The organism is Siphonobacter curvatus (assembly GCF_002943425.1).
Taxonomy (GTDB): Bacteria; Bacteroidota; Bacteroidia; order Cytophagales; family Spirosomataceae; genus Siphonobacter; species Siphonobacter curvatus.
Genome location: NZ_PTRA01000001.1, coordinates 1,047,171 through 1,071,400 on the forward strand (window position 1 = coordinate 1,047,171; position 24,230 = coordinate 1,071,400).

Sequence of the window (24,230 nt, forward strand, 5' to 3'; positions counted from 1 at the left end):
AGTCTCTGGTTTCTTCTCTACAGTCCATGGATAGCAAATCGGCTCTATATCAGTATCCCGCCGAGTTTCCCGAGCAAATTCAAATGCTGGAGAAACTGGATCTGCTGTTTCCCGATATCGTTCACGTACAGGACCTTACAACGCAAAAGATCATTTATATCAATGATCGCTTTACGGAATTGCTTGGCTACAGTAAGCAAGACTTAGCCGACCGGGGAGGAAATTTGCACGCCATCCTTCTATCGGAAAGTCTCTTTAATCAACGAGCCGCCCGGATCGAAGAACTGATCACGCGGCAAAAGCAATTTGTGGAGTACGAAACGCTGTTGCTGCACAAAAATCAGACGGAACGGCTGTTCCGAACCCGCGTGGCCGTTTTTCGGAGTGATGCGGAGGGAAATCCCCTGGAGACGATTAGTGTTTCGCAGGATATTACGGAATCACACCTGAACTACACCAAGTTACTCCAGCAACAGGAAATGCATCGCATTACCGAGCAGGCTTTTCACTTCGGCAGTTGGGAAAAAAACTTGACGACGGGGGAGTTGATCTGTTCCGATGGCCTGTATGAAGTAATGGGTCATACCCGCGAGACCTTTCGGAAAGATTGTGCCGATTACACCTCATTTTTTACGTTTCTGGATCATCGCGACGATGAGTTAGTCGTACGTACGGTGCAGGAAGCCATTGATACGCGGCAAGCATTCCGTCTCGAACATCGGGTCATGACGCAGGAAGGCCAGGAAAAGGTACTGATGGTGGTAGGCCGCCCCGTGGTCAATGAAAAAGGGAAAGTAACGCATCTGGTTGGGAGTATTGCCGATATTACGTTACTGCGGCAGTACGAATCAGCCTTACGACAGAAAATTGAGGAATTACAGCGATCGAATGGTGAGCTGGAACAATTCGCTTACGCGGCCTCCCATGACCTTCAGGAACCGCTACGGAAGATTTCGGCGTTCATCTCCCGCCTGAAACAGCGACTGGGCACCCAAGAGGACGAAGAAGTAGAAAATTACATGCGGCGTACGCTTCAGGCCATTGATCGCATGCGGAGTCTGATTGATGCCCTGCTGATTCTGTCCCGGGTAACACGACAGGGGAAAAGTCGCGAAATTGTACCACTCAATCCCATCGTGGAGGAAATTCTGGAGGACTTCGATGCTCAGATTGCTGAAAAAGGAGCGATCATCGAATGGGATGAACTCCCTGAAATTTACGGTGTGCCCGTACAAATGCGGCAGTTGTTTTCCAATCTGATTGGCAATTCGCTCAAGTTTACCGATACGATGCGGCCACCGATCATTCGGATTGCTGCTCAGTCGTTATCGCTTACGCAGGTCCGGCAAAAGGGATTGTCTACGGCCCGTAAATGGGTTGAGATTACTTTACAGGATAACGGAATTGGTTTTGATCCCGAATACAAAGAACGAATTTTCCAGGTTTTTCAGCGGCTCAACGGTCGCTCCGAATTCGAAGGGACCGGTATCGGCCTCGCTTTGTGCAAGAAAATTGTGGAGCATGAGGGAGGCATAATCCTGGCGGACAGTAAACCCGGAGAGGGTGCCCGATTTACATTTTGTCTTCCCAGTGCCTCTTAAGCTATCAAGGTACCGGATCATGTCCATGCCCACCCCAGGGATGACAACGGGAGATTCGCCGCAGGGCCAGCCAACTGCCCTTCCAAGGTCCGTGTTTCTCAATAGCCTGAATGGCGTACTGTGAGCAGGTCGGCGTATACCGACACGAGTTGCCTAGGTACGGCGAAAATGCTCCTTGGTAAATCCGGATCAAAACGATAAAAAAACTTCGCATCAATTTTATTTACTAAAATAATCCCGGATTTATGATTTAATCCGCCGGATGAAGAATAGTTTTACAGACGCCACGAAGTAATTTAGGTCGTAGAAATTCGTCCACTTACGTAATACGAAAAGCCACAAATCCGTTCGATTTATAATTGGATTCTATCGTAAAAAATGGCTAGCAGAAGGAATTAATTTGTTACTTTTGCTTTATATCCCCAACAGTTCTTCCTCAAAATTGAGAGCATCGTGACGTTGATTAAATCTATCTCCGGAATCCGGGGAACCATTGGTGGAAACGTGGGTGAATCCCTTACTCCCGTTGACATTGTTAAGTTTTCCGCCGCTTTCGGAACTTGGCTTAAACGTAAATTTCCTGAAAATCACAAGATTGTCATTGGTCGGGACGCTCGTCTTTCCGGAGAAATGGCAGTTCGTTTAGTATCAGCTACTTTACAGGGACTTGGTTTACACGTAGTCGACTTAGGTTTATCCACCACACCCACCGTTGAAATAGCGGTTCCTATGGAATCTGCTGCCGGTGGCATTATTCTTACTGCCAGTCATAACCCCATTCAGTGGAATGCGTTAAAATTACTCAATGCAAAGGGTGAATTTATTTCTGCCGAAGAAGGTGCTGAAGTATTAGCGTTGGCCGAAGCAGAAACGTTTTCTTTTGTAGAAGTAAAAAAACTAGGTAGCTATCGCGTTGATGATTCCTACCTGAAAAAACACATCGACGCCATTCTGGCTCTGCCGCTGGTAGACAAGGCGGCGATCGAAGCTGCTGATTTCAGCATTGCCGTTGATGCAGTAAACTCCTCGGGAGGAATTGCTGTACCTCTACTGCTGGAAGCCTTGGGTGTTAAGGATATTCTTAAACTTCACTGCGAACCTACGGGTTACTTTGCTCACAACCCTGAGCCCCTGCCTGAACACCTGACGGATATCCGGAAGGAAATGCGGACGGGCAAATACGATTTGGGTGTTGTCGTTGATCCAGACGTAGATCGGTTAGCGTTCGTAGCAGAAGATGGCGAGCCTTTCGGTGAAGAATACACGCTGGTAGCCGTCGCTGATTATATCCTGAAAAACCAAGTCGGTAATACCGTTTCCAATCTTTCTTCCACCATTGCTCTTCGGGACGTAACCCAAAAAGCTGGTGGTACCCACTATTCGGCGGCGGTTGGCGAAGTGAACGTGGTAACGAAAATGAAGGAAGTCGGAGCAGTAATTGGGGGCGAAGGCAATGGTGGTATTATCTATCCCGAGTTGCATTACGGTCGTGATGCCCTGGTGGGTATCGCTCTATTCCTGACCCACCTGGCCAAATTCGGTAAGTCTGTATCCATTCTGCGTCGGGCTTATCCGAACTATTACATCTCGAAAAATAAGATTGAATTAACGCCCGAGCTGAACGTAGACGTTGTACTGGAGCGAATTCAGCAGAAGTACACCCGTCAGCCCATCAATACGGAAGACGGTGTAAAAATTGAATTCGGTAACGAATGGGTGCACCTTCGCAAGTCGAACACCGAGCCCATTATCCGCATTTATTCAGAATCTGACTTTATGACCAAGGCCGAAAACCTAGCCAAGAAGATCATTCAGGATATTAAAGAAGTGGTAGCTACGCTATAAATCGCGGACGTTAATTACTTGCTAGTAGAAAGGGACGATGCTTACTAAGCATCGTCCCTTGTATTTACAGACCAATTTCGTCGGACAGACCAAACTCCCGGGCACTGGTCTGAAGCGTTTGTAAAAACTCAGTATAACTGAAAATCCGGCCTTCGATGTAATCCCGCTCGGCCGGATCGCAGAAGGCTAGCCGACCCTGTAGTTCGTGAATGCCGCTGTGCACGGTAATGAGTACATCATGAATGAATTCCAGATACGTCTCAGAAGGCTTCATAGGGATTAATGAGCGAGTACAAATTCAAACTGTTCCCAGTTGATTTCCCGGAAGTCGGCAATAACTGCACTGGTGAGTGGGGCCAGTTCATCCTTGCTGTGGCTGGTCGAAACGCCCACTACTTTCATTCCCGCTGCTTTTCCAGCCTGAATACCCAGTAAAGCATCTTCAAATACAACACAATTGCTTGGATGCACCTCCACTAATTCGGCGGCTTTCAGATAAATATCCGGAGCGGGTTTGCCATTCTGTACCATTGAAGCATCCACGACCACATCGAAAAGCGGACGAAGGCCCGTACCATCCAGCGTAAACTGGACATTTTCGATAGGAGCTGACGTAGCTACGGCACATTTCACGCCGTATTCATGAAGAATATTCAGAAAGCTAATGAGTCCTTCGGCTGGTTCAAGTACTGGCCCGTAGCTAGTCCGGTACATTTCTTCCTTCTCGTCGGACATCTGCCGTACTTCTTCCGGCGAGGGGTCGCGGCCGAGCAAATACGCAAACGAATCAAAGGAATTTTTGCCGTTCAGATTGGTATAATACATTTCCCGACTGAAGGGAAATCCGTGGTTTTCGCAGAACAAACGCCAGGCTGTTTCATGGTAGGCCATATTATCCACGATGACGCCATCCATATCAAATAAAGCAGCCCGTAAGGTTGGATCAGGTTGTTGAATACTCATACAAACAGAATTTTTTGACAAAAACGGCAAAAAAGTAGTACCAACCAAGCAGTCAAACCGCTGGAGAAAGCCTTTTCCAGATCCGAAAAAAGTTCTTAAAGGGTAATTTTCAGTCCATCATAGGCCAGATGCACGTGCGGAGGTAATTCGGCCTCGACCTGAGCATGAAGTCCCATTGAATGGCTGATGTGCGTGAGATAGGCGACTTTCGGCTGTAGCTTTTCGATGATCTCCAAGGCTTCCGGCAGAATAAAGTGGGAGAGGTGTCGGGGACCTTTATGGAGGGCATTAATCACCAGAACCTTGCTGTTGCGAAGCTTTTCCAGCTCCGGTTCGGCAATGAAATTTGCATCCGTAATGTACGAGAAATCCCCGATTCGGTAGCCAAACACGGGTAATTTGTGATGCATCACCTCAATCGGGATCAGTTGCAAACCCAGGATCTCAAAGGGTTTGTTTTCAATCGGATGCAATTGTAAGCGGGGCGTACCGGGGTATTTATGCTCGGCAAAAGCGTAGGCGAACTCTACTTTGATTTGCTCCAGTACAGCTGCCTGTCCGTACAGCGGGATGTCGGAATTTTGCCGAAAATTAAAGGGTCGTACATCGTCCAGACCCGCCGTATGGTCTTTATGAGCATGCGTAAAGACAACGGCATCCAAATGCATGATACGTTCACGGAGGGCCTGCGTACGGAAATCCGGGCCGGTATCAATAACCAGACTACGACCATCAGCTTCCACGTGCATGGATACCCGAAGGCGTTTATCCCGAAAATCAAGCGAACGGCAAACCGGACAGTCACAGCCAATGACCGGAACGCCCTGCGAAGTACCCGTACCGAGAAAAGTTACCTGCATACCCAATACTATCGAACAGAAGGGAATAACGGATTCCCTTCTGTTCAAGAACGATGTTAGCCAATCACGCTAAAAAAATTATACTTCGCCGCCCGTAAACTCGCGAACTTTGGCAACGAGGGCATCAAAGTTGAGGGGCTTAATCAGAATGTCGTTGAAGCCAGCAGACTTAAACTCTTCCGGAGAGTAGTTACGGGCATTACCGGTGATGGCCACCAGCGGAGTTTGTGCCTTTTGGGCATCGGGTAGTTGGCGAATCTGACGGGCACACTCCATGCCGTCCATTACGGGCATATTGATGTCCAGCAGAACAATGTCAAAAGATTCTTTATCAAGCAATTGCAATACCTGCTCCCCATTTTTAACGGAAGTGATTTCAAAGTTCTGGAATTCCAGAATTTTCTTAGCGAGGTTTTGAATGACGGAGCTATCTTCAGCAATCAGGACGCGTTTGAAGGCCATTGTCGGAAAAATTGGGTTTCTATACGAATTGATAAAGCGAAATAACGGTTAATTCCGGTACAAGCTTAAGAAATCCTTAAGGAATTATCCTGTACTGTATGTCGCTCTCCAAATCGATCTGGGATAAAGAGGTGACAGACAATGGCTTGTCCGCTACAGGGAACGCTGAAACGTACGAAAAAAATCATTCACTGGTAACAGCGTTCTTTCTCATAGGACTTCTTCGTGGGAATGATACCCTAGAAAAGCGAAAATCTATTCCTGTAACTTTGGATTATCGAGGTGACGAGTCGCGTCACGGATGTTCTTCTTATCGAGGTTTTTTTCAAAAGCCTCCGTTAAGTTCACTCCCGTCTGATTCGCCAAGCAAATCACCAGCCAGAGTACATCCGCCAGTTCGTCGCCCAAGTCTTTGTTTTTGTCAGACTCCTTCTCCGACTGTTCTCCGTACCGACGGGCCATGATTCGGGCGACTTCACCTACTTCTTCCATCAGTAGGGCCGTGTTGGTCAGTTCGTTAAAGTAGCGTACTCCCACGGTGGTGATCCACTGATCTACTGTTTTTTGGGCTTCTTCCAGCGTCATGGACTTAGATGCGGTTTTTAGAATCAATAATGATGGTGACGGGACCGTCGTTGAGCAGGGAGACTTTCATGTCGGCCCCAAATTCGCCCGTCGCAATGGGCCGACCCAGTTCCTTTTCCAGCTGAACGATCATCTTTTCGTACAAAGGAATGGCGACTTCCGGACGGGCGGCGTCGATATAACTCGGACGATTACCTTTTTTCGTACTGGCCAATAACGTAAACTGACTGATGAGCAGAATATTTCCCTGGACTGCTTTCAGGTCGAGGTTCATTTTACCCTCTTCATCACCGAAAATTCGCATGCCCACAATCTTGCGGGCCAGCCATTCAAGGTCTTCTTCCGTATCGGTATGGGTGATGCCCAGTAAAATCAGTAAGCCCTGAGCAATTTCTCCGTTGATGCGGGAATCAATTGTAACGGAAGCCTGGGAGACGCGTTGAAGAACGGCAATCATGAAAAATAGTAGGTTTTTAATGGAAGCAGTGGACGATCCTTACCAGTAATGATACAGTAGGTAGGCAATACCGAAATACACACTGTACCCCAGAAAATCATTCGCTGTGGTGATAAAGGGCCCTGAAGCTACGGAAGGATTAATTCCGTACCGATTGAGAATAATCGGTGTAACCGTTCCCGTAAACGAAGACAGCAATACTACCGCCATCAGCGAAATGGATACGACCATCGAAAGTTTAAGGGGGTGCGATAGGATCAGATAGGTAATGAGAAAGACAAAGGCCGCAATCAATACGCCCTTCAAAACGGCAACCGTCAGAATTTTGAGCATACGCGGCCAGAATTCACCGCTTAGGGCCGATTTATCACTCAGAATCTGAACCATGAACGAGGAGGACTGAATACCTACGTTTCCACCCGTTGAACCGATAATGGGAATGAACAACGCCAGAGCCGGTACCATCATCAGCAGGTCGTGCTCGAATATGCCCAGAAACTTGGCCGCCAGCAAACTACCGATCATGCCGATACCCAGCCAGGGTAAACGCGAACGCGTAATCTTCCAGACGGAATCGTCTTCTTCGACTTCTTCAGAGACCCCCGTAATGGCGGCGATGTCTTCCTGAGCCTGTTCCGTAATCACGTCCACAACGTCATCAATTGTGATTTGCCCCAGCAGCCGTTTTTGTACGTTTACGACAGGCAGAGCATCCAAATCGTACCGGGACATTAGTTCGGCGACGTCTTCGGCGGAGTCATACGTAGAAGCGTAAATGACATCGTCGTCGTAAATTTGCTCAATTTTACTGCCTCGTTTAGCCAGGATGATGTCTTTCAGGGAAACAATGCCCAATAAAATCTGATCGTCATCCACTACATAGACGGTGTATACCTTTTCCACGTCTTCCGCCTGCCGACGAATTTCCTCTACGCATTCGGTTACCGTTTGTCGTACGTTGATTTTCACCAGCTCCTTCTGCATCAGACCGCCCGCCGTATCGGGTTCGTAGGGCAGCAGATCGAGGATAAAACGGGCCTGTTCGCGGTCTTCAATCAGAGCAATAACTTCCTCCCGAATCCGTACGGGCTGTTCTTTAAGCAAGTCCACCGCATCGTCCGAATCCAGAATATTCACGTAACGGGCAATCTCGGCCGAGTCAAAGTACGTCAAAAGCTCCCGACGGGAATCAGAATCGTATTCAGCCAGAATTTCGGCTCCGGTTTCGGTGTCCAGTAAGGTAAGGATATAATGAGCTTCCGGGCCTTCCAGCTCGTCGAGTAAAACGGAAATATCAGCGGCAAAGAGGTCACGCAGTTCCAGCCGGATGGTCGATTCATCGCGAAGCTCCACGGCCTGGCTTAGGCGTTCTACGTACTCTTTGGTAAGCTCAAAAGCCATACAATCAGATCCAAAAGACGAATAAAAGCGGAAAGCTAGGCCTTTTTAGCCCGTTCGATGGTTTGCGTAATGTCGACAAACTCAGCCACGCCTAACTGCTCAGCCCGTTTCTCCAAAAGTGGGTGATCAAAGATCACGCCAATGGGTTTAAGAGCGTTTCGCAGGGTTTTACGACGCTGGTTAAAGGCCGTTTTGACTACGTTGAAAAACAGCTTCTCATCGCAGTCGAGCTGGGTTACGGCATTACGTTGCAGACGAATAACGCCTGATTGTACTTTTGGTGGCGGATCGAAGGCTCCCGGCGGTACCGTGAAGTGGTACTTGATGTCGTAGAAAGCCTGAAGTAATACGCTCAGGATGCCGTAATCACGGCTACCCGGCGGCGAAGCAATGCGTTGAGCCACTTCCTTTTGCAGCATACAAACTACCTCCGGAATCTGATTACGGTATTCGAGTACGCGGAAAAAAATCTGGCTGGAGATGTTGTACGGAAAATTTCCAATCAGTCCAAAAGACTCAGTAGAGAACGTCTGCAGATCCCAACGCAGAAAATCGTAATTGTGGACGCGGGGGGAAAGGTCCGGAAAATGTTCGTGCAAATAATCCACCGATTCCCGGTCAATTTCCACCACGTGTACTTCAAATTGGGGTTTACGCAACAGAAACTGCGTAAGTACGCCCATCCCGGGACCAATTTCGAGTACGGTCCGGTAATCCTGGTATCCCGACAGCAAATCAGCAATCCGCTCGCAAGCGTGTAAATCGCGGAGAAAATGTTGTCCTAAGTGCTTTTTTGCTTTTACTTTCATTCAAAAGGCAGTTAACCGCCCGTAGGGCTCAGGGCTCGCTCGGGCGTCTTTGTATTCAGGCAGTGACCATTCCGAAATCGCTTTCCATTTTTCGAAAGGTCGGGCAAATCAGCTGAATCAATGGCTCAAAATTACCCTGATTTTTTGTAGTTTTATCGAAAAAAGCACGTTATAATCCGTAAACGCGATGGCATCCTCGGCGTATGTGGCTTATTACGAATCACCGCTGGGCTGGATGGAACTAGGTTCCTCAGCAGAAGCTCTGCAAGTGGTTCGCTTCGTTCCGGAAAAGGGACGTCAGGTTTTTACGAACCTACTGGGTGAAACGCAGCAGCAATTGACCGAATATTTTTCGGGTAAACGCCGGGATTTTGACCTGCCCTTACAATGGACGGGTACGGCATTTCAGCAAAATGTGTGGCAACGCCTGCGGGAATTACCTTACGCCGAGACGGTTTCTTACATCAACCTGGCCCGTGAAATCGGGGATGAAAAAGCAACGCGGGCCGTTGCGGCGGCAAACGCCAAAAATCAGATTGCTCTCATTGTACCCTGCCACCGTGTGATCGGTACGGACGGAAAGCCCGTAGGGTACGCTTGGGAAATCTGGCGGAAACGTTGGCTGTTGCAGCATGAGCAACAGCATTCGGGCACGGGACAGCTTTGGCTATTTTAATAGGAAAAGAATTGATTTTCTGACTGCTACGTCGGTATGAAAGTCTAAGGCATCGATACAGAATGAGTAAAACCTTGAGTACGGAAGCGGGACCCTCGCTTCGCCAAACCTCGCCGGGTTTGCCGTTGAGTTCGGCTTCGGCGGAATTACAGGATTTGATCCGAAATACAACGGATTTGATCCAGATGATTGATTTACAGGGCCGTTTTTTATACGTCAACAAAGCCTGGAAAGATACGATCGGGTATCGCTCCGCCGAGTTGAATCAGATGAATTTACGGGATGTCATTCACCCGGAGTTCATGGAAGAGACGCTCAGTAAGTTTGAACGCGTCAAAAACGGCGAACAGATTCCGGATTTTGAGGCCGTGTACCGCCGGAAAGATGGGCGGCGGGTGTATCTGTCCGGATCGGTCAACTGCCGCTACGACGAACAGGGAAATCCCAGCGTATTCCGGTGCATTTTCCACGACGCAACGGCCAAAAACCGAGCGGAGAATGCTCAGAATCTGTACTACCAGATTGCTAACTCCACGCTGAGTACGCGAAGTTTGGATGATTTGTATCATTTCATCCACGAAGAACTAGGAAAAGTTATTGATACCAAGAACTTCTTCATTTCACTATACGATCCGACCAAAAGCTACCTGTACTTTCCGTATTACGTCGATGAATATTTCAACAAAAATATTCGGTTTACGAAGCGGAAACTGGGTAATGGACTTACGGAGTACGCCATTGTGGCCAATCGGCCCCTGATGCTTACGGAAAATGAAATTCTCGATCTGGCCCGGCAACGGGTGTTGTACATCTACGGCGAAATTCCGAAGGTCATGTTATGCGTACCGCTTCGGATTGGTGACCGGATTACGGGAATTATTGGGGTGAAATCCTACGAGCGGACCAACAAGTACGATATCCGGGATTTAGAGCTGCTCGAATTTATTTCAGGCCAGGTAGCCGTCGCTATCGAACGTAAACAGGCGGAGGCTGAACTGGGTAAACAGACGGCCCGGTTACACGCCATTTTTGAGTCCTCGAGTCACCTGATGTGGACGGTCAATCGCCGCTTGCAACTGACTTCGTTCAATGACAATTACATGAAGCTGATTCAAAGTCAGCTCAATATGCCCCCGCAGGTCAACGTGACGACCGACCAGTTTGCCTGGCGACTGATGGATTCTTCCAACCGAAAGATCATGGAAGAGAAGTATAAAATCGCCTTTCGGGGTAAAGCCGAGTCCTATGAAGTGCACATGGAGCATATCCGGCACGGCGACGACATCTGGCTGGAAGTATACCTGAATCCGATCCTGCTGGCCGATGGGACGATTGAGGAAGTAGCGGGCATTGCCCGGGATATCACGCCCCTGAAACGTTCCGCCCGCGAATTGCTCAAGGCGAAGGAAGAAGCCGAACGTTCACTCAAAGTAAAAGAGCGTTTTCTGGCGAATATGTCGCACGAAATCCGTACACCCATGAATGGGGTGATCGGAATGATTGACCTGCTGAGTACGACCAAACTGGAAGAGGAGCAGCGGGAATACGTGCATACGATTAAGAAGTCCTCGGAAACACTGCTGAATATTCTGAACGACATTCTGGATTTGTCCAAAATCGAAGCCGGAAAAATGGTCCTGCACGAAGCACCGTTTGAGTTCCGTAGCGTCTTTGACAAATTAATCAGTCTGTTCGGACAAACGGCCAAAAACCGGAATAATACGCTTACGTACGAGCTGGGATCGGATTTGCCACAGTACATCATCGCTGATGAAACCCGGTTGTTACAGATTCTTTCCAACCTGACTTCCAACGCCCTCAAGTTTACGGAACAGGGCTCCGTGAAGGTTCGGGTCATGAATCTGGCTACGCACGGTAAATGGCACAAAATACGCGTGGAGGTTGAGGATAGTGGGATTGGTATTTCAGTGGACGGTCTGAAACAGCTTTTCGGAGCCTTCCAGCAATTGGACAATACAACCCGAAAATCCTTTGGTGGTACGGGTCTTGGATTAGCGATTTCCCGGGAATTATCCCGCCTGATGAAGGGAGAGATGGGAGTCGAATCGGAAGTAGGGCAGGGAAGCACCTTCTGGTTCACGGTGGAACTCAAGGAAACGATGATTGCTCCCTTGCAGGAGAAAAAATACGCCGACGAGTTCCAGATTGTAGGGTATTTGGCCAAAGAACAGCCGCATATTCTACTGGTGGATGACAACGCCGTGAACCGTAAAGTGGCGAGCGAAATCCTAATGAAAGCGGGTTGTCGGGTAGAAACGGCCGATTCCGGCCGGAAAGCCATTCAACTGGTGGAACGGACGATTGGAACGGATCCGTACAGTCTGATTTTGATGGACATTCAGATGCCGGATATGGATGGTCTAGAAACGACGCAGGCCTTACGCAAACAATTTGCCGAAGCATTGCCGCCCATTCTGGCGATGACGGCTTATTCGATGAAAGAAGACCGGGAACGTTTCCTGAGTCAGGGCATGAACGATTACGTATCTAAACCCATTCGGGCTGAAATCCTGGTGCTCAAGGTCAAGGAATGGGTAGATCGGGTTGGAATCGAAAAATCGAAAACAAATGTTACGAATACCGGGTCCGAACCCGTAGTACGTGAACTGCCCGTTACGAATGAACTCAGTGACTTGTACGATTTTGGCGTAGTGAATCAACTGGCTGAGCTGGCGGGTAAGGAAATGGTAGAACAGGTGTTCGCGGAATTCGAACAGGAAGCCACTGAACAGATTGCTGCTGCTAAAGAAGGATTCGTAAATGAAGATTTTCAAATGGTCGAATCCAATCTTCATACGCTAAAGGGTAACGCAGGTACGTTGGGAATTACACGCTTGCATGAAGTCGTAAAAACGCTGGAGTTAAAAACCAAGGTTGGCAATTTCAGTACGTTTACGACAGAGTTTCCGCCCATTGAAACCGAGTTTACGCATTTTAAAGAAACATACGCCCAGGTGCTACAAGGTCTAAAGTGATGGGTTATTCAGAAATGAACCCGCATGCTGTAGTACATAATCTGCAGGGCGATTCAATAAAAAAGGCGTTAGCTAATCAGCTAACGCCTTTTTTATTGAATGCTTTATTCCGAACTAACTACGAATTCGCTTGGCTACGTAGGCCCACATCCGCGAAGGAATGGAAAGAACCCACACAAGTATATTGAATACAAGATAGAAAGCCGCAATAATCGGATACGCCAGAATGAAAATGATATTGAACACAATGGCACCGGGAGTTACGTATTTCGAACGTTCGGGTCTTTTGATCATACACGTGAGTTTAGAATATGTGTAGTAACGACAAAATTTTGAAAAGGTTCCAAGAATGGTCTAGTTTTCAATGGCTTCGAAGAACGAATAACCTATAAAGGAATAGCTTATTTCAACGAAACTAACGCTTGAAAACTACTGCACGGCCAGGTAACTAACTTCAGCCCGAATTCGTCGATCCGTAGGCATGAGTTTCTCGAAGGCCCGGGCCGAAAGCCGAACGACCACGCGATCCGCCAGACCCGTATCGGGCAGTTTACCAATCACTTTTACAATCACACTTTGGTTATTGGCTTCGTTCCGTACGGTCAGCATGGTTCCTACGGGAGCGGACCGGTGGAGAGCCAGGTATTTTCCCGTTTTATCCTGGGCGTCAATCAATTCGCACAAACCCATCTCTACTACTTTTTTCGCTCCGGTACCGGCATTCGGCACGGGTTCGTTTTCCGTGCGAACGGGCGTCAGTACTTCGGCTTCGGGCTTGGGTACCGTTACGGGTTTCGTAGGGGTAGCTTCGGGTTTTGCCTTGGTTGAATCCGGCTTTTTCGGTTCTTCTTTTTTCGGCTCTTCGGGCTTGCGGGGTTCTTCGCGTACTTCCGGTTTCGTAACTACTACGGGAGCTTTGGCTACCTCGGGCTTGTCCTTGGTAGGCTCGGGTTTGCGAGGCTCTTCTGGCTTACGAACCTCGGGTTTAGTAGCTGGTGCCACTTCCGTTTTTGTAGGTTCGCTAACGTACAGCACCTGATCGAGTTTGACCGTACCGTCTGACGGTAGATTATTCCAGCGTTTGAGGTCTGCCGTACCTACGTCGTACTTGCGAGCAATACTGAATAGCGTCTGACCCGGCTCTACCTTATGCGTTTTACCGGAAGTAGAGGTGACGGCAGTCGGTTCTTCGCGACGCTTCCAGTTGCGGGGAATGTATACCGTTTCCTGCGAACGCAGATTACCGGAAAAATCCGGATTGACGGCCTTAAACTCGTCGAGCGTAACGTTGTATTTTTTTAATAAACTATACAGCGTTTGTCCCGATGTCACTTTGTAAACAATCAGGGTTTTACCGTTTTTCCATTCGGTACCAATGGAGTCGACAGGGGTAGTAAGGGCTGAGCTGTCTAGCGAAATCAGACCAAAAAATCCAAGGAAGAAACAATTAAGATACCGCATGCCAGCAGAGATAAACTTGATCTTTAATGAATACGAGTTGGTTACGCCAAACGATAAAGGTGGTATGACCCAAGCCTTCACCGGTCTGAAGCGACTCGTGAAAGAGTACGTTTCCAGCTTTACTAACGACCAAAAGATCATTTTTTAGCTTTTCGGATTCGTAAAAATAGTAAGAAAAAATGATCGAATCCTGAAATTCGAGGTAATCGCACGCACCGATGGGTTGTTGACCGGTCAGATGCCGAATAAGTTTTTGTAACGGAAACAGGTGTGAACTGCCCTCGGCGTAGTGAACCGGAAAGCGAGCCGTTTCTTCCCTGATCTCATTCGGAATGATAGGTACGGGCTGGCCCGTTCGCAAGTCCAGAAACCGTTCTTCTTCGGCCGAAATTTTTACTCGAAGCGTTGATCCTAAGGTTTCCAGCCAAACGGTTTCAGGACTGGACCAGAGTTTTTGCCCCGTAAGAGCGTTGAAAGCTTCGAGGTGAGTAGGTTTCGGTACGCTGGGTTCTCCGAAGGTATGAAGGATAAAAATTCCCTGAAAGCATCCCAGTACGTTCGTCCACCAGGGAATTTCAATGCGTATTAAAGCTACTAAATTGGAAAAATCTTCATTTTGCACCTGCAAGGCCTGTACAAAAGCGGTTTTACGATCCGCATCCCGCAGTTCAATACCAAGCATGGGCTGCGAAGAGTCCGGCAAAATTTTATAAATAGAATGCTCAACGTTCAGAGAAGTCATACGACTTGGAATAAAAATTTTGATTTTACAATCTTATGGTTTTGCCATCCGTTACAGAAGTAGGGTAAAAAATGAGTCACCTTACCTATCTTGCTGGTAAATCACCAACTGTCTTTTATTTTTTGTTTTTCTTTCAACTGATTATAAATCTTCGATTATACGTATGCAAAAGTATTCCATCCTGTGGGCCGACGACGAAATTGATCTCCTTAAACCATATATTCTTTTCCTTACCCAGAAAGGCTACGATGTAACCCCCGTCAATTCTGGAGCAGATGCGTTGGAACAATTGGAAAACAATACCTTCGATGTTGTCTTTCTAGATGAAATGATGCCGGGTCTGACGGGTCTCGAAACCCTTGCTCAGTTAAAGCAGCAGTGGCCGAACCTGCCCGTGGTGATGATTACAAAATCCGAGGAAGAGCACATCATGGAAGGGGCCATCGGATCTAAAATTGCCGATTACCTGATTAAACCGCTGAATCCCAATCAGATTTTGCTTTCCGTTCGTAAAATTCTGGAATCGAGAAGATTGGTGGAAGAAAAAACTAATCTGAGCTATCAGCAGGAGTTTCGTCAGCTTTCCATGCAGTATCAGGACCGGATCGGTCACGAAGAATGGGCTGATATCTACAAGAAGCTCGTGTACTGGGAACTAGAAATAGACGCAACGCCGAATAAGAGCATGGAAGAGGTAATGAACATGCAAAAATCAGAGGCTAATGCGAATTTCTGCCGGTTCATCGAAGACAATTACGAAGAGTGGATTAACGAGCCCAAGGCCGATAAGCCTATTTTGTCGAATATGCTACTGCGGAAGAAGGTATTTCCGCATTTGCAACCCGGCAATCCCCTCTACTTCATCCTGATTGACAATTTCCGATACGATCAATGGAAATTGATTGAACGTGCGTTGACGGATTACTTTACGGTGGAAGAGGAAAGTCATTACTATTCCATTTTACCAACGACGACTTCCTTCGCCCGCAACTCGATTTTTTCGGGCTTGCTGCCCAGTGAGATTGAGAAACAGTATCCGCGTTTATGGGTGCACGACATTGAAGGCGATCAGAAAAACGATGAAGAAGGACTCAACGTGCATGAGGAAGAATTTCTACAAATGCAGTTGCAGAAAAGTCGCCTGAGCAATATCAAAATGTCGTATCACAAAATTCTGAACGTCAATCAGGGAAAGGCACTCGTTGAAAACTTTAATAATATCGCCACGAATGATTTAGTTGCTGTCGTATACAACTTCGTAGACATGCTTTCGCACGCTCGTACAGACTCAGCTATGATTAAAGAGCTGGCGGCGGACGAATCTGCCTATCGCAGTCTGACTAACTCCTGGTTTCAGCATTCGCCTTTGCTAGAATTTCTCAAGAAAATTGCCGAGAAAGGCGGCCGGGTGGTACTAACCACCGATCACGGTATGATTCGCGTACAAAAGCCCGTACGGATCATTGGTGACCGTTCTGTTAATACGAATTTGCGGTATAAGCAGGGGAAAAACCTGAATTTTGACGAAGATCACGTGCTCGTATGCCGTCGCCCTGAAGCCTTTGGCTTACCGAAATACAACGTTTCGTCGGCGTATGTTTTCACGCTAGAGGATTACTTCTTTGCGTACCCCAATAACTATAATTATTACGTCAATTATTACAAGGATACATTCCAGCACGGAGGCGTTTCCTTGGAAGAAGTGATTGTACCCGTCGTACAATTGAAAGCGAAATAAGTTACCTTTCTACTGAAAACAAAAGCCACCTGTCAATCGGGTGGCTTTTGTTTTCCTTTAAATAATTTAATGAAAATTTATTTGCAGAGAGTAAGCATATATGTTTAAATCCACTGATAAATTTATCTTACTTTGCGTAGATTGATAAGAAATTACAAGCCCCCAGCTTACCAAGAATATATACCACCCTACCTAAATTTATGCGTTATTTTACCTTCCTAAGTATCCTATGTCTTAGTATTGGATGGAATTCAGTCATTGCTCAAGATAGTACGCGTAGCTTCGGTACTTACTTCGTGCAAGCAGCAACTACGGCCTTATCAAGTTCAGACCGAACGGCTTTCTGGCTCCAGACCAACCAGTACGGAACGATACCAAGAACGCCCCAGGGCGGTTTATTATCTGCCGGAGTGTATTACCGCGTTCCGCTCTCCCGACGGTCTAACCGCTGGTCTATTGACGCAGGGCTTGAAGGCATCGCTCAAACCCAAAATCCTAAACTAAACGGTGTTCTTACCGAAGGCTACTTACGGTTGAATTTCAAAAACTGGGAACTCTACGGCGGACGTAAACGAGAATTTATAGGCTTGGCAGATACGCTGACGGGTATGGGATCTCTGAACTGGTCGGGGAATGCCCTGCCGATTCCCCAGATTCACTTTGGAACCCGAACCTTCATTCCCGTTCCCGTAGTAGGAAAATGGCTCAAGTTCAAAGCCTATTACACACACGGCTGGTTTGAAAACTATAACTCTTTTACGAAGGATGCTTTTCTACACCAGAAAGGACTGTATCTGAAATTTGGGAAGGAAGATTGGGCCATCAATCTCTATGGCGGCTTGAGTCACTTTGTACAATGGGGGGGATACGCCCCTAGTTTAGCCGACGACCCAGGATTCTTATCTAAGCACGGGAAGTTTAATCAATCGGCTTTCGCCTACTGGAATGGCGTCGTATTGGCAAAAAGTATGCAGGTAAAATACGGTTATAGTGGTTATCCGATCGACGATTTTATCTCCATCGATGTAAATCGGATTGGGAATCACCTAGGAACCGTTGATGCAGGCGTGGAGGTTAAAAACTGTAACTACAACCTCTTTTTTTATCGGCAAAGTATGTTTGATGATGGGTCTCTTTTCTACCTCATTAATATTGATGATGGCCTGAATGGGGTACGTTATTTGAATAAAGTGCAGCAGGCATCCGATTTCTATCTTAAACGCGTAACCCTCGAATGGTTAAGTACAGTGAGTCAGGGTGGCGATGAATTTATTATCGACGAGTCACAGAAACGGGGAATTGATAATTATTTTAACCACAGCCAGTACCAAGATGGTTGGACGTATTTTGACCGCTCTATCGGTGTTCCTTTTGTTCAACCCGATAGCGATTTAAAGAAAGAAGTACGAACAAACGTACGCGGGATGCCCAACAATCGTGTACAGGTAATCAATATGACGTTGACTGGTCAGTACAAGCGACGCACCACCTGGGAAATACGAGCGTCGTACAGCAAAAACTTTGGTACGTATAGTAACATTACTTACGACACAAGTCCTTATTATAAGGGCCCTTTAAAGCAATTTTCTGGTTTAATTCGAGTAGGTGTAAAAATGCCCTGGCTGAAAGGAAGCGAAATCTCCGGGGCCATTGCGTATGATCGGGGTGAAATGTATGACAACACGGTAGGAGGGTATTTGAGCATTCGAAAATCAGGAATTTTTACGCGGTAAACGCTTATTAAAAAAATAACAAAACCGGCTAAAGTGATTGTTTAGGCCGGTTTTTTTTGTGTCTAAGCAAATTTCAATAGTATAAAAAAGGAATACTTCAATAAATAGATAGAAAAATCTAGTATTTAAAAGAATAGCTCAAGCTTACAAAGTCTTCTAAATTTTGATTTATATAATTATTAATAGATATTTGACGGTAAATCCGTACTATTCTTGGATATTTTTAGTAGTACTTTGTAGAAGAAGTAGGATAATTGTATTTGACCTTATATTGAATTAACCAACCTTGATGTATAAGTTTTTAGGACTAAGTCCTTTTCTAATCGCCTTTGCCTGCAACATACTTTACGCTCAGGACAGTACCCAACGGAATGGGGGAACTTATTTTGTACAATTAGCTACAACGGCTTTATCTACGTCGGATCGAACTGCTTTTTGGTTGCAGACGAACCAATACGGGGTTATTCCTAGCAAACCACAAGGCATGTTAGCTTCGGCTGGCGTATACTATCAAGTACCCTTATCCCGCCGCTCGAATCGCTGGAGGGTTGACGGGGCCATTGAAGTAATGGGCCAGACCAATAATCCAGAATTTAAGGGCATCATTACGGAGGGGTACTTACGGCTGAAGTACAAAAAGTGGGAATTGTACGGGGGACGGAAACGCGAATACGTGGGTTTGTCCGATACACTACTCGGCATGGGCTCCATGGTTTCTTCTACCAACGCCTTGCCCATCCCACAAATTCGCCTGGGTACGTATGATTTTATTCCCGTACTCGGTCGATGGTTGCACATGAAAGCCTATTTGTCCCACGGCTGGTTCGAAAACAGTCGTCCGTTTGTACAACATGCCTACCTTCATCAGAAAGGCCTTTATGTGCGTTTGGGTACTAAAAACTGGCCTGTAGTCTTGCACGCCGGGGTGAACCATTCCGTACAGTGGGCTGGTTACGCCCCTGCCTTTAAGAACGATCCTGGAGATATGGCCCGCTATGGATATTTTGAAAAGTCATGGTTAGGTTACTGGGGCGTGTTTACTGGACAAAGTATGGCCAATTATGCAGTGGCTAATCCGGGAAAAGTTATTGTGTTTGATCAGAACCGGATCGGCAACCACTTAGGAACCATTGACATGGCTCTACAATGGCGACCCGCTGCTTTCGACGTCTTCCTGTACCGACAAATTATGTTTGAAGATGGATCGCTATTTTATCGCCTAACCACAGCCGATAGTTTCAATGGTATTCGATGGAAGAGTAAAATGCCCAGTCATGCCGCTTTTTCGCTTAAACAAGTTACGGTGGAATGGCTCAGTACCATTGATCAGGGCGGTGAAGAGTTTATGGATACTGATCCTAAAAAGCGAGGAAGAGACAATTATTTCAATAACAGCCAGTATCAGGATGGTTGGACGTACTTTGGTCGTGGCATTGGCACACCTTTTGTTACACCTGACGCGGATTTGAAAACTGGCGTTCGCCGCTATTCGTTGGGCTTTTCGAACAATCGGGTAGAAGTTTTGCACACGGGCTTCGCGGGAACATTTAAGCAGAATACGTCCTGGGAAATGAAGCTTTCCTTTAGTCGAAATCGCGGTACGTACGTACAGCCTTATGCGAAACCGCTGGAACAGTTTTCGGGTATCCTGCGAGTAGGTACGCGGTTACCCTGGCTGAAGGGTGGCGAACTGAGTGGAGCCGTGGCTTACGACAGTGGTGAACTGTACGAAAATACGCTGGGAGCGTACATAAGTCTACGTAAATCAGGATTTTTTTAGCTCCTATCACCTCATAAAAAAGAGAGCGAATTCTTCGGAATTCGCTCTCTTTTTTTTAATACTATTTATAAATAGTCACGCTCGACGACTTTACCATTTTCACAACGTAGCATCCGCTGCGGAAACTTACGAATCAGATCAAAATCGTGGGTAGCCATCAGCACGGACATCCCCGATTTATTAATACTCAGAAAGAGACGCATAATATCTTCTGACACTTCAGGATCAAGGTTCCCCGTCGGCTCGTCGGCCAGTAAAATTTCCGGATCATTCAACAAGGCCCGAGCAATGACGACGCGTTGTTGCTCGCCACCCGAAAGCTGATGGGGCATTTTATTCATCTCGCCACTTAGCCCAACGCGAATCAAAACTTCAGCAATCCGCGTTTTCATCTTCATGGAATCCGTCCAGCCCGTTGCTTTAAGTACAAACTCCAGGTTTTGGGCAATGTTACGATCCATGAACAGCTGGAAATCCTGAAAAACGATTCCCAGCTTTCGACGAAGAAAAGGAATGTCTTTCCGGCGAATGGAATTGAGTTCATAGCCCGCTATTTGTACCGAACCTTTCACCAGGGAAAGATCGGCGTAGAGGGTCTTGAGCAATGAACTTTTCCCACTACCGGTCCGGCCAATGAGGTATACAAACTCACCCTTCTGAATGGCAAAATTGATATTTTCCAGCACTTGTTTTTCACCGAGCTGGTAAACATCTGTATTTAAAACCTGTACCACAGGCTGGTTGGCAAACGGAATCATTATAAATCTGAACTTTTGTCTTTTAAAACGACCGACTGGGGTCGATAGTTTAAATTACCTCGAAAATCAGGTGCACCTTGAATGAAAGTCAATATTAGGAAACTACTTTGGAAAGCCGATCAATAGGGACTAATTTTGTACGAAATTGAGTTCTTACTCAGATAATGACCGTAATGTAAGCAGCCCACTGCGAAGAGAACGGAAAACTGAAGCTGATCGTCAGAAAGTTAAAGAATGATTGATGCTTCGTTCATACGAATTTTCGCGGTTTTAATCCAACTTTACATTACCTATCCCAGATCGTTGATCTAACATATGGAAGCTACGCAAACGTACATCCCTTACAAAGTAAAAGACATTTCCCTGGCCGAATGGGGTCGCAAAGAAATTCGCCTCGCTGAGGCCGAAATGCCCGGTCTGATGGCCATCCGGAAAGAATACGGACCGCAGAAACCCCTGGCAGGTGCTCGCATCGCGGGTTGTCTGCACATGACCATCCAAACGGCCGTTTTGATTGAAACGCTGGTTGAACTGGGTGCTGAAGTAACCTGGTCTTCCTGCAACATCTTCTCTACGCAAGATCACGCCGCTGCTGCCATTGCCGCCGCTGGTATATCGGTATACGCCTGGAAAGGCCTGAACGAAGAAGAGTTCAACTGGTGCATCGAGCAAACTTTGTTCTTCGGAGCGGAACGTACGCCCCTGAACATGATTCTCGACGATGGTGGCGATTTGACCAACATGGTTTTCGACGACTATCCCGAGCTGATTGACGGTATCAAAGGTCTGTCGGAAGAAACGACGACGGGTGTGCATCGTCTGTATGAGCGTTACCGCAAAGGAACGTTGTACCTCCCCGCAATCAACGTAAACGACTCGGTTACCAAATCGAAATTCGATAATAAATACGGCTGTAAAGAATCACTCGTAGACGCGATTCGTCGCGGTACGGACCTGATGCTGGCCGGTAAAGTGGCTGTAGTAGCTGGATATGGTGATGTAGGAAAAGGTTCTGCTGAGTCCCTGCGGGGAGCGGGTTGCCGCGTGCTGGTGACGGAAATCGATCCGATTTGTGCCCTTCAGGCTGCCATGGATGGTTATGAAGTAGTAACGATGGATAACGCCGCCCCACGGGCCAATATCTTCGTAACGGCTACGGGTAACATCAACATCATCAAAGATCGTCACTTCAAGGCGATGAAAGATAAGGCGGTTGTTTGTAACATCGGTCACTTCGACAACGAAATCGATATGGCTTGGTTGAACGCAAACTACGGCTCAACGAAATCACAAATCAAGCCTCAAGTTGATCTGTATACGATCGATGGCAAAGAAGTGATCGTACTTGCCGAAGGACGTCTGGTAAACTTGGGCGTAGCGATGGGTCACCCTTCCTTCGTAATGTCGAACTCGTTCTCGAACCAAACGCTGGCTCAGCTTGAACTCTGGACCAACACGGACAAATACGAGAAAAAAGTATACGTATTGCCGAAGCACCTCGATGAGAAAGTGGCGGCTCTGCACCTGGATCACATCGGTGCTCAACTCGAAAAACTCGACGTAGAGCAAGCCGATTACATTGGTGTAACGGTAGAAGGTCCGTTCAAATCGGAACTGTATCGTTACTAATTAGCCGTTCAATACACGGAAAAGCCGGGCGTTTGTACAAACGCCCGGCTTTTGTTTTTTATTTGCAGTCAGTGAAACCCTTCTTCCAGCCTCATGAAAAAGATCTTCTTCGGATTCTTGCTTTTCGGATACGGTCTGGCGTTTAGTCAAACAACGCCCGAAAGCAGCAACGGGCTGAATCGATTTCGTGCGAATTACGACGTTGGCTTTTATGACTTGAATGTAAAGGTTAATCCAACGACCGAATCCATTCAGGGAACCGTAACCATCCGGTTCAAAGCTCTGGAAAATCTGTTTCGGATTCAGCTGGACCTGGTACCGAATCTGGAAATAGTAGAGGTAACGCAGGACGCTCAAACGCTGAAATTCCTGCGGAAAGAATCGATTGTATGGGTGGATTTTCCCGAGCCACTGCGAAAGGGAAAAATAACTACCATTCAGGTAACGTATCGAGGTAAACCCCAAGGTATAGCAGATGCTAGTCAGGTAGGTGGAGTTGACTGGCGGGAAAATTTGTCCGGTAAAAGCTGGATCACCGTTTCGACCCAGCACGCAGGCGGTCGGCTATGGTGGCCCTGCAAGGATGATTTTTCGGATAAAGCCGACTCCATGCGGATTCACGTGGTAGTACCAAAAGAGCTGACCGGCGTAGCGAACGGACATCTGGAAAGCGTGTACAAAAATCGACCGGATGGCTATTGGTCGTACAACTGGCGAGTAAGCTATCCCATTCAGCCGGCGAGTGTCACGCTGCACGTCAGCAATTTTCAACGGATTCAGGATACGTACGAAGCGTTGGATGGGGCTCAACTTTCACTGGAGTATTACGTCATGCCGGACCGCGTAGCAAAGGCCCAGACGCATTTTCAGCAGGTAAAAACGATGCTGAATACGTACGAAAAGATTTTCGGCAAGTACCCGTTCTGGCGGGATGGATACCGGCTCGTGGAAACGCCTTTTCAGGGAATGGCTCCGCAGGGCGTAATTCCGTACGCGAACTTTTACCGGAATTTGCCAACGTATGATTTCGATTATACGATTGTCCACGAAAGTGCCCATCATTATTTCGGAAACAGCGTTTCGTATCGGGATCAGGCCGACGCCTGGATCTCAGAAGCTTTTGCTACCTACGCGGAAATTCTGTACCTGGAACGAACGAAAGATTACCTGACGGCTCTCGAACGACTTAAGGAATATCGAAAACTGATCAAGAATACCGAGCCGCTAGTCGAACCTTCGGGCGTGGAAGAACTGCCCAAAACCCAGGATCAAGCCTACAAGGGAGCCTGGATCTTGCACACTTTACGAAAGGTGGTGAACAACGATTCGCTGTGGTACCGTACCTTGCGTGCAATTCCCAAACGCTTTGCCTATCAGGTTATTACGACGGAGGAATTAGTGCGTTTTTTCAATCAGGAGCTGGCAATTGACTGTACCCCTTTTTTCAATCAGTACCTGTTTCATGCCGACCCACCCGTTTTTGAATTTACGTCGGTTGATAATCCTAAACGCTTTAAATTAACCTACCGCTGGCGTACGAAAGTGCCCGGTTTTGTCATGCCCGTTCGGGTAACTTTTGGGGACCGCTATGAAACCTTGTATCCCACGAATGAGTGGCAAACGGTGTATTTGAAAAAGGAAGATGGGCAGCAATTCCGGCTGGATACGGATCGTTTTTACATCTTTGGCAGCCATCTGCCCTTGGAATAAGGCAACGTCTTGGTACGGAATTTT

General features: G+C 47.2%; 22 protein-coding genes. 9 read left to right on the forward strand and 13 right to left on the reverse strand.

The features are described 5' to 3' along the window. Positions 1-26 precede the first annotated feature (26 nt). Positions 27-1,601: a sensor histidine kinase gene (locus tag C5O19_RS04175; RefSeq protein ID WP_104710033.1), complete on the forward strand. Its 1,575-nt coding sequence runs from the start codon at positions 27-29 to the stop codon at positions 1,599-1,601. Positions 1,602-1,605: 4 nt separating this feature from the next. Here the strand turns inward: C5O19_RS04175 and yidD are convergent, their stop codons facing one another. Then, positions 1,606-1,815 (reverse strand): membrane protein insertion efficiency factor YidD, encoded by a 210-nt coding sequence (yidD, locus tag C5O19_RS04180; protein WP_104710034.1) that lies wholly within the window; start codon positions 1,813-1,815, stop codon positions 1,606-1,608. A gap of 239 nt (positions 1,816-2,054) precedes the next feature. Here yidD and glmM point away from each other — a divergent pair, with 239 nt between their 5' ends. After that, positions 2,055-3,446 (forward strand): phosphoglucosamine mutase, encoded by a 1,392-nt coding sequence (gene glmM / locus C5O19_RS04185; RefSeq protein ID WP_104710035.1) that lies wholly within the window; start codon positions 2,055-2,057, stop codon positions 3,444-3,446. Positions 3,447-3,510: 64 nt separating this feature from the next. Here glmM and C5O19_RS04190 read toward each other — a convergent pair whose 3' ends face one another. The 8 genes from C5O19_RS04190 to rsmA form a co-directional block, all read right to left on the reverse strand. After that, positions 3,511-3,720, reverse strand: coding sequence for a hypothetical protein (locus C5O19_RS04190; RefSeq protein WP_104710036.1), 210 nt, complete (start codon positions 3,718-3,720; stop codon positions 3,511-3,513). 5 nt (positions 3,721-3,725) lie between these two features. Continuing rightward, positions 3,726-4,409 (reverse strand): HAD family hydrolase, encoded by a 684-nt coding sequence (locus tag C5O19_RS04195; protein WP_104710037.1) that lies wholly within the window; start codon positions 4,407-4,409, stop codon positions 3,726-3,728. A gap of 95 nt (positions 4,410-4,504) precedes the next feature. Next, entirely contained in the window at positions 4,505-5,269 is a 765-nt protein-coding gene (locus C5O19_RS04200) for an MBL fold metallo-hydrolase (RefSeq protein WP_104710038.1), read from the reverse strand. A gap of 78 nt (positions 5,270-5,347) precedes the next feature. Beyond that, positions 5,348-5,731 (reverse strand): response regulator, encoded by a 384-nt coding sequence (locus C5O19_RS04205; protein WP_094814511.1) that lies wholly within the window; start codon positions 5,729-5,731, stop codon positions 5,348-5,350. 255 nt (positions 5,732-5,986) lie between these two features. Further along, positions 5,987-6,316 carry a nucleotide pyrophosphohydrolase gene (locus tag C5O19_RS04210; protein ID WP_104710039.1) on the reverse strand — a complete coding sequence of 110 codons (330 nt, stop codon included), beginning with the start codon at positions 6,314-6,316 and terminating at the stop codon, positions 5,987-5,989. A 4-nt stretch (positions 6,317-6,320) separates the two neighbouring features. Further along, positions 6,321-6,773, reverse strand: coding sequence for a D-aminoacyl-tRNA deacylase (gene dtd, locus C5O19_RS04215; RefSeq protein WP_104710040.1), 453 nt, complete (start codon positions 6,771-6,773; stop codon positions 6,321-6,323). Between the two features lie 39 nt (positions 6,774-6,812). After that, positions 6,813-8,174, reverse strand: coding sequence for a magnesium transporter (gene mgtE / locus C5O19_RS04220; protein WP_104710041.1), 1,362 nt, complete (start codon positions 8,172-8,174; stop codon positions 6,813-6,815). Between the two features lie 35 nt (positions 8,175-8,209). Next, the gene (rsmA, locus tag C5O19_RS04225) at positions 8,210-8,983 is read right to left on the reverse strand and encodes a 16S rRNA (adenine(1518)-N(6)/adenine(1519)-N(6))-dimethyltransferase RsmA (RefSeq protein WP_104710042.1); all 774 of its coding nucleotides are present in this window, start codon (positions 8,981-8,983) and stop codon (positions 8,210-8,212) included. A gap of 187 nt (positions 8,984-9,170) precedes the next feature. Between rsmA and C5O19_RS04230 the strand changes: the two genes are divergently transcribed. Then, entirely contained in the window at positions 9,171-9,659 is a 489-nt protein-coding gene (locus tag C5O19_RS04230) for a methylated-DNA--[protein]-cysteine S-methyltransferase (RefSeq protein ID WP_104710043.1), read from the forward strand. A 62-nt stretch (positions 9,660-9,721) separates the two neighbouring features. Continuing rightward, positions 9,722-12,655 carry a PAS domain S-box protein gene (locus C5O19_RS04235; protein ID WP_104710044.1) on the forward strand — a complete coding sequence of 978 codons (2,934 nt, stop codon included), beginning with the start codon at positions 9,722-9,724 and terminating at the stop codon, positions 12,653-12,655. A gap of 114 nt (positions 12,656-12,769) precedes the next feature. Here the strand turns inward: C5O19_RS04235 and C5O19_RS04240 are convergent, their stop codons facing one another. The 3 genes from C5O19_RS04240 to C5O19_RS04250 all read right to left on the reverse strand — a co-directional run bounded on the left by C5O19_RS04240 (position 12,770) and on the right by C5O19_RS04250 (position 14,858). After that, the gene (locus C5O19_RS04240; protein ID WP_094814610.1) at positions 12,770-12,949 is read right to left on the reverse strand and encodes a hypothetical protein; all 180 of its coding nucleotides are present in this window, start codon (positions 12,947-12,949) and stop codon (positions 12,770-12,772) included. 135 nt (positions 12,950-13,084) lie between these two features. Further along, positions 13,085-14,116, reverse strand: a complete 1,032-nt coding sequence (locus C5O19_RS04245) for a LysM peptidoglycan-binding domain-containing protein (protein ID WP_165795934.1) — start codon at positions 14,114-14,116, stop codon at positions 13,085-13,087. Next, positions 14,103-14,858 (reverse strand): DUF4905 domain-containing protein, encoded by a 756-nt coding sequence (locus C5O19_RS04250; protein WP_104710046.1) that lies wholly within the window; start codon positions 14,856-14,858, stop codon positions 14,103-14,105. The genes C5O19_RS04245 and C5O19_RS04250 overlap by 14 nt, the downstream gene beginning before the upstream one ends. A gap of 163 nt (positions 14,859-15,021) precedes the next feature. On the opposite strand from C5O19_RS04250, the gene porX reads away from it, so the two are divergent. The 3 genes from porX to C5O19_RS04265 all read left to right on the forward strand — a co-directional run bounded on the left by porX (position 15,022) and on the right by C5O19_RS04265 (position 20,109). Continuing rightward, positions 15,022-16,596 (forward strand): T9SS response regulator signal transducer PorX, encoded by a 1,575-nt coding sequence (gene porX / locus C5O19_RS04255; protein ID WP_104710047.1) that lies wholly within the window; start codon positions 15,022-15,024, stop codon positions 16,594-16,596. A 200-nt stretch (positions 16,597-16,796) separates the two neighbouring features. Next, the gene (locus tag C5O19_RS04260) at positions 16,797-18,329 is read left to right on the forward strand and encodes a capsule assembly Wzi family protein (protein ID WP_104710048.1); all 1,533 of its coding nucleotides are present in this window, start codon (positions 16,797-16,799) and stop codon (positions 18,327-18,329) included. A 289-nt stretch (positions 18,330-18,618) separates the two neighbouring features. Beyond that, positions 18,619-20,109 carry a capsule assembly Wzi family protein gene (locus tag C5O19_RS04265; RefSeq protein ID WP_104710049.1) on the forward strand — a complete coding sequence of 497 codons (1,491 nt, stop codon included), beginning with the start codon at positions 18,619-18,621 and terminating at the stop codon, positions 20,107-20,109. A 65-nt stretch (positions 20,110-20,174) separates the two neighbouring features. On the opposite strand, the gene C5O19_RS04270 is transcribed toward C5O19_RS04265, so the two are convergent. Beyond that, positions 20,175-20,867, reverse strand: coding sequence for a cell division ATP-binding protein FtsE (locus C5O19_RS04270; protein ID WP_104710050.1), 693 nt, complete (start codon positions 20,865-20,867; stop codon positions 20,175-20,177). Positions 20,868-21,182: 315 nt separating this feature from the next. Between C5O19_RS04270 and ahcY the strand changes: the two genes are divergently transcribed. Together ahcY and C5O19_RS04280 are read left to right on the forward strand one after the other, a co-directional pair. Continuing rightward, positions 21,183-22,496 (forward strand): adenosylhomocysteinase, encoded by a 1,314-nt coding sequence (gene ahcY, locus C5O19_RS04275; protein WP_104710051.1) that lies wholly within the window; start codon positions 21,183-21,185, stop codon positions 22,494-22,496. 93 nt (positions 22,497-22,589) lie between these two features. After that, entirely contained in the window at positions 22,590-24,206 is a 1,617-nt protein-coding gene (locus C5O19_RS04280; RefSeq protein WP_104710052.1) for a M1 family metallopeptidase, read from the forward strand. Positions 24,207-24,230: the final 24 nt, after the last annotated feature.

What these genes read in the sequence shown, in the direction of transcription:
- C5O19_RS04175 (WP_104710033.1), top strand. Translation starts at nt 27, where the DNA reads ATGGATAGCAAATCGGCTCTATATCAGTATCCCGCCGAGTTTCCCGAG.
- yidD (WP_104710034.1), bottom strand. Translation starts at nt 1,815, where the DNA reads ATGCGAAGTTTTTTTATCGTTTTGATCCGGATTTACCAAGGAGCATTT.
- C5O19_RS04190 (WP_104710036.1), bottom strand. Translation starts at nt 3,720, where the DNA reads ATGAAGCCTTCTGAGACGTATCTGGAATTCATTCATGATGTACTCATT.
- C5O19_RS04195 (WP_104710037.1), bottom strand. Translation starts at nt 4,409, where the DNA reads ATGAGTATTCAACAACCTGATCCAACCTTACGGGCTGCTTTATTTGAT.
- C5O19_RS04200 (WP_104710038.1), bottom strand. Translation starts at nt 5,269, where the DNA reads ATGCAGGTAACTTTTCTCGGTACGGGTACTTCGCAGGGCGTTCCGGTC.
- C5O19_RS04205 (WP_094814511.1), bottom strand. Translation starts at nt 5,731, where the DNA reads ATGGCCTTCAAACGCGTCCTGATTGCTGAAGATAGCTCCGTCATTCAA.
- C5O19_RS04210 (WP_104710039.1), bottom strand. Translation starts at nt 6,316, where the DNA reads ATGACGCTGGAAGAAGCCCAAAAAACAGTAGATCAGTGGATCACCACC.
- dtd (WP_104710040.1), bottom strand. Translation starts at nt 6,773, where the DNA reads ATGATTGCCGTTCTTCAACGCGTCTCCCAGGCTTCCGTTACAATTGAT.
- mgtE (WP_104710041.1), bottom strand. Translation starts at nt 8,174, where the DNA reads ATGGCTTTTGAGCTTACCAAAGAGTACGTAGAACGCCTAAGCCAGGCC.
- rsmA (WP_104710042.1), bottom strand. Translation starts at nt 8,983, where the DNA reads ATGAAAGTAAAAGCAAAAAAGCACTTAGGACAACATTTTCTCCGCGAT.
- C5O19_RS04230 (WP_104710043.1), top strand. Translation starts at nt 9,171, where the DNA reads ATGGCATCCTCGGCGTATGTGGCTTATTACGAATCACCGCTGGGCTGG.
- C5O19_RS04235 (WP_104710044.1), top strand. Translation starts at nt 9,722, where the DNA reads ATGAGTAAAACCTTGAGTACGGAAGCGGGACCCTCGCTTCGCCAAACC.
- C5O19_RS04240 (WP_094814610.1), bottom strand. Translation starts at nt 12,949, where the DNA reads ATGATCAAAAGACCCGAACGTTCGAAATACGTAACTCCCGGTGCCATT.
- C5O19_RS04245 (WP_165795934.1), bottom strand. Translation starts at nt 14,116, where the DNA reads ATGCGGTATCTTAATTGTTTCTTCCTTGGATTTTTTGGTCTGATTTCG.
- C5O19_RS04250 (WP_104710046.1), bottom strand. Translation starts at nt 14,858, where the DNA reads ATGACTTCTCTGAACGTTGAGCATTCTATTTATAAAATTTTGCCGGAC.
- porX (WP_104710047.1), top strand. Translation starts at nt 15,022, where the DNA reads ATGCAAAAGTATTCCATCCTGTGGGCCGACGACGAAATTGATCTCCTT.
- C5O19_RS04260 (WP_104710048.1), top strand. Translation starts at nt 16,797, where the DNA reads ATGCGTTATTTTACCTTCCTAAGTATCCTATGTCTTAGTATTGGATGG.
- C5O19_RS04265 (WP_104710049.1), top strand. Translation starts at nt 18,619, where the DNA reads ATGTATAAGTTTTTAGGACTAAGTCCTTTTCTAATCGCCTTTGCCTGC.
- C5O19_RS04270 (WP_104710050.1), bottom strand. Translation starts at nt 20,867, where the DNA reads ATGATTCCGTTTGCCAACCAGCCTGTGGTACAGGTTTTAAATACAGAT.
- ahcY (WP_104710051.1), top strand. Translation starts at nt 21,183, where the DNA reads ATGGAAGCTACGCAAACGTACATCCCTTACAAAGTAAAAGACATTTCC.
- C5O19_RS04280 (WP_104710052.1), top strand. Translation starts at nt 22,590, where the DNA reads ATGAAAAAGATCTTCTTCGGATTCTTGCTTTTCGGATACGGTCTGGCG.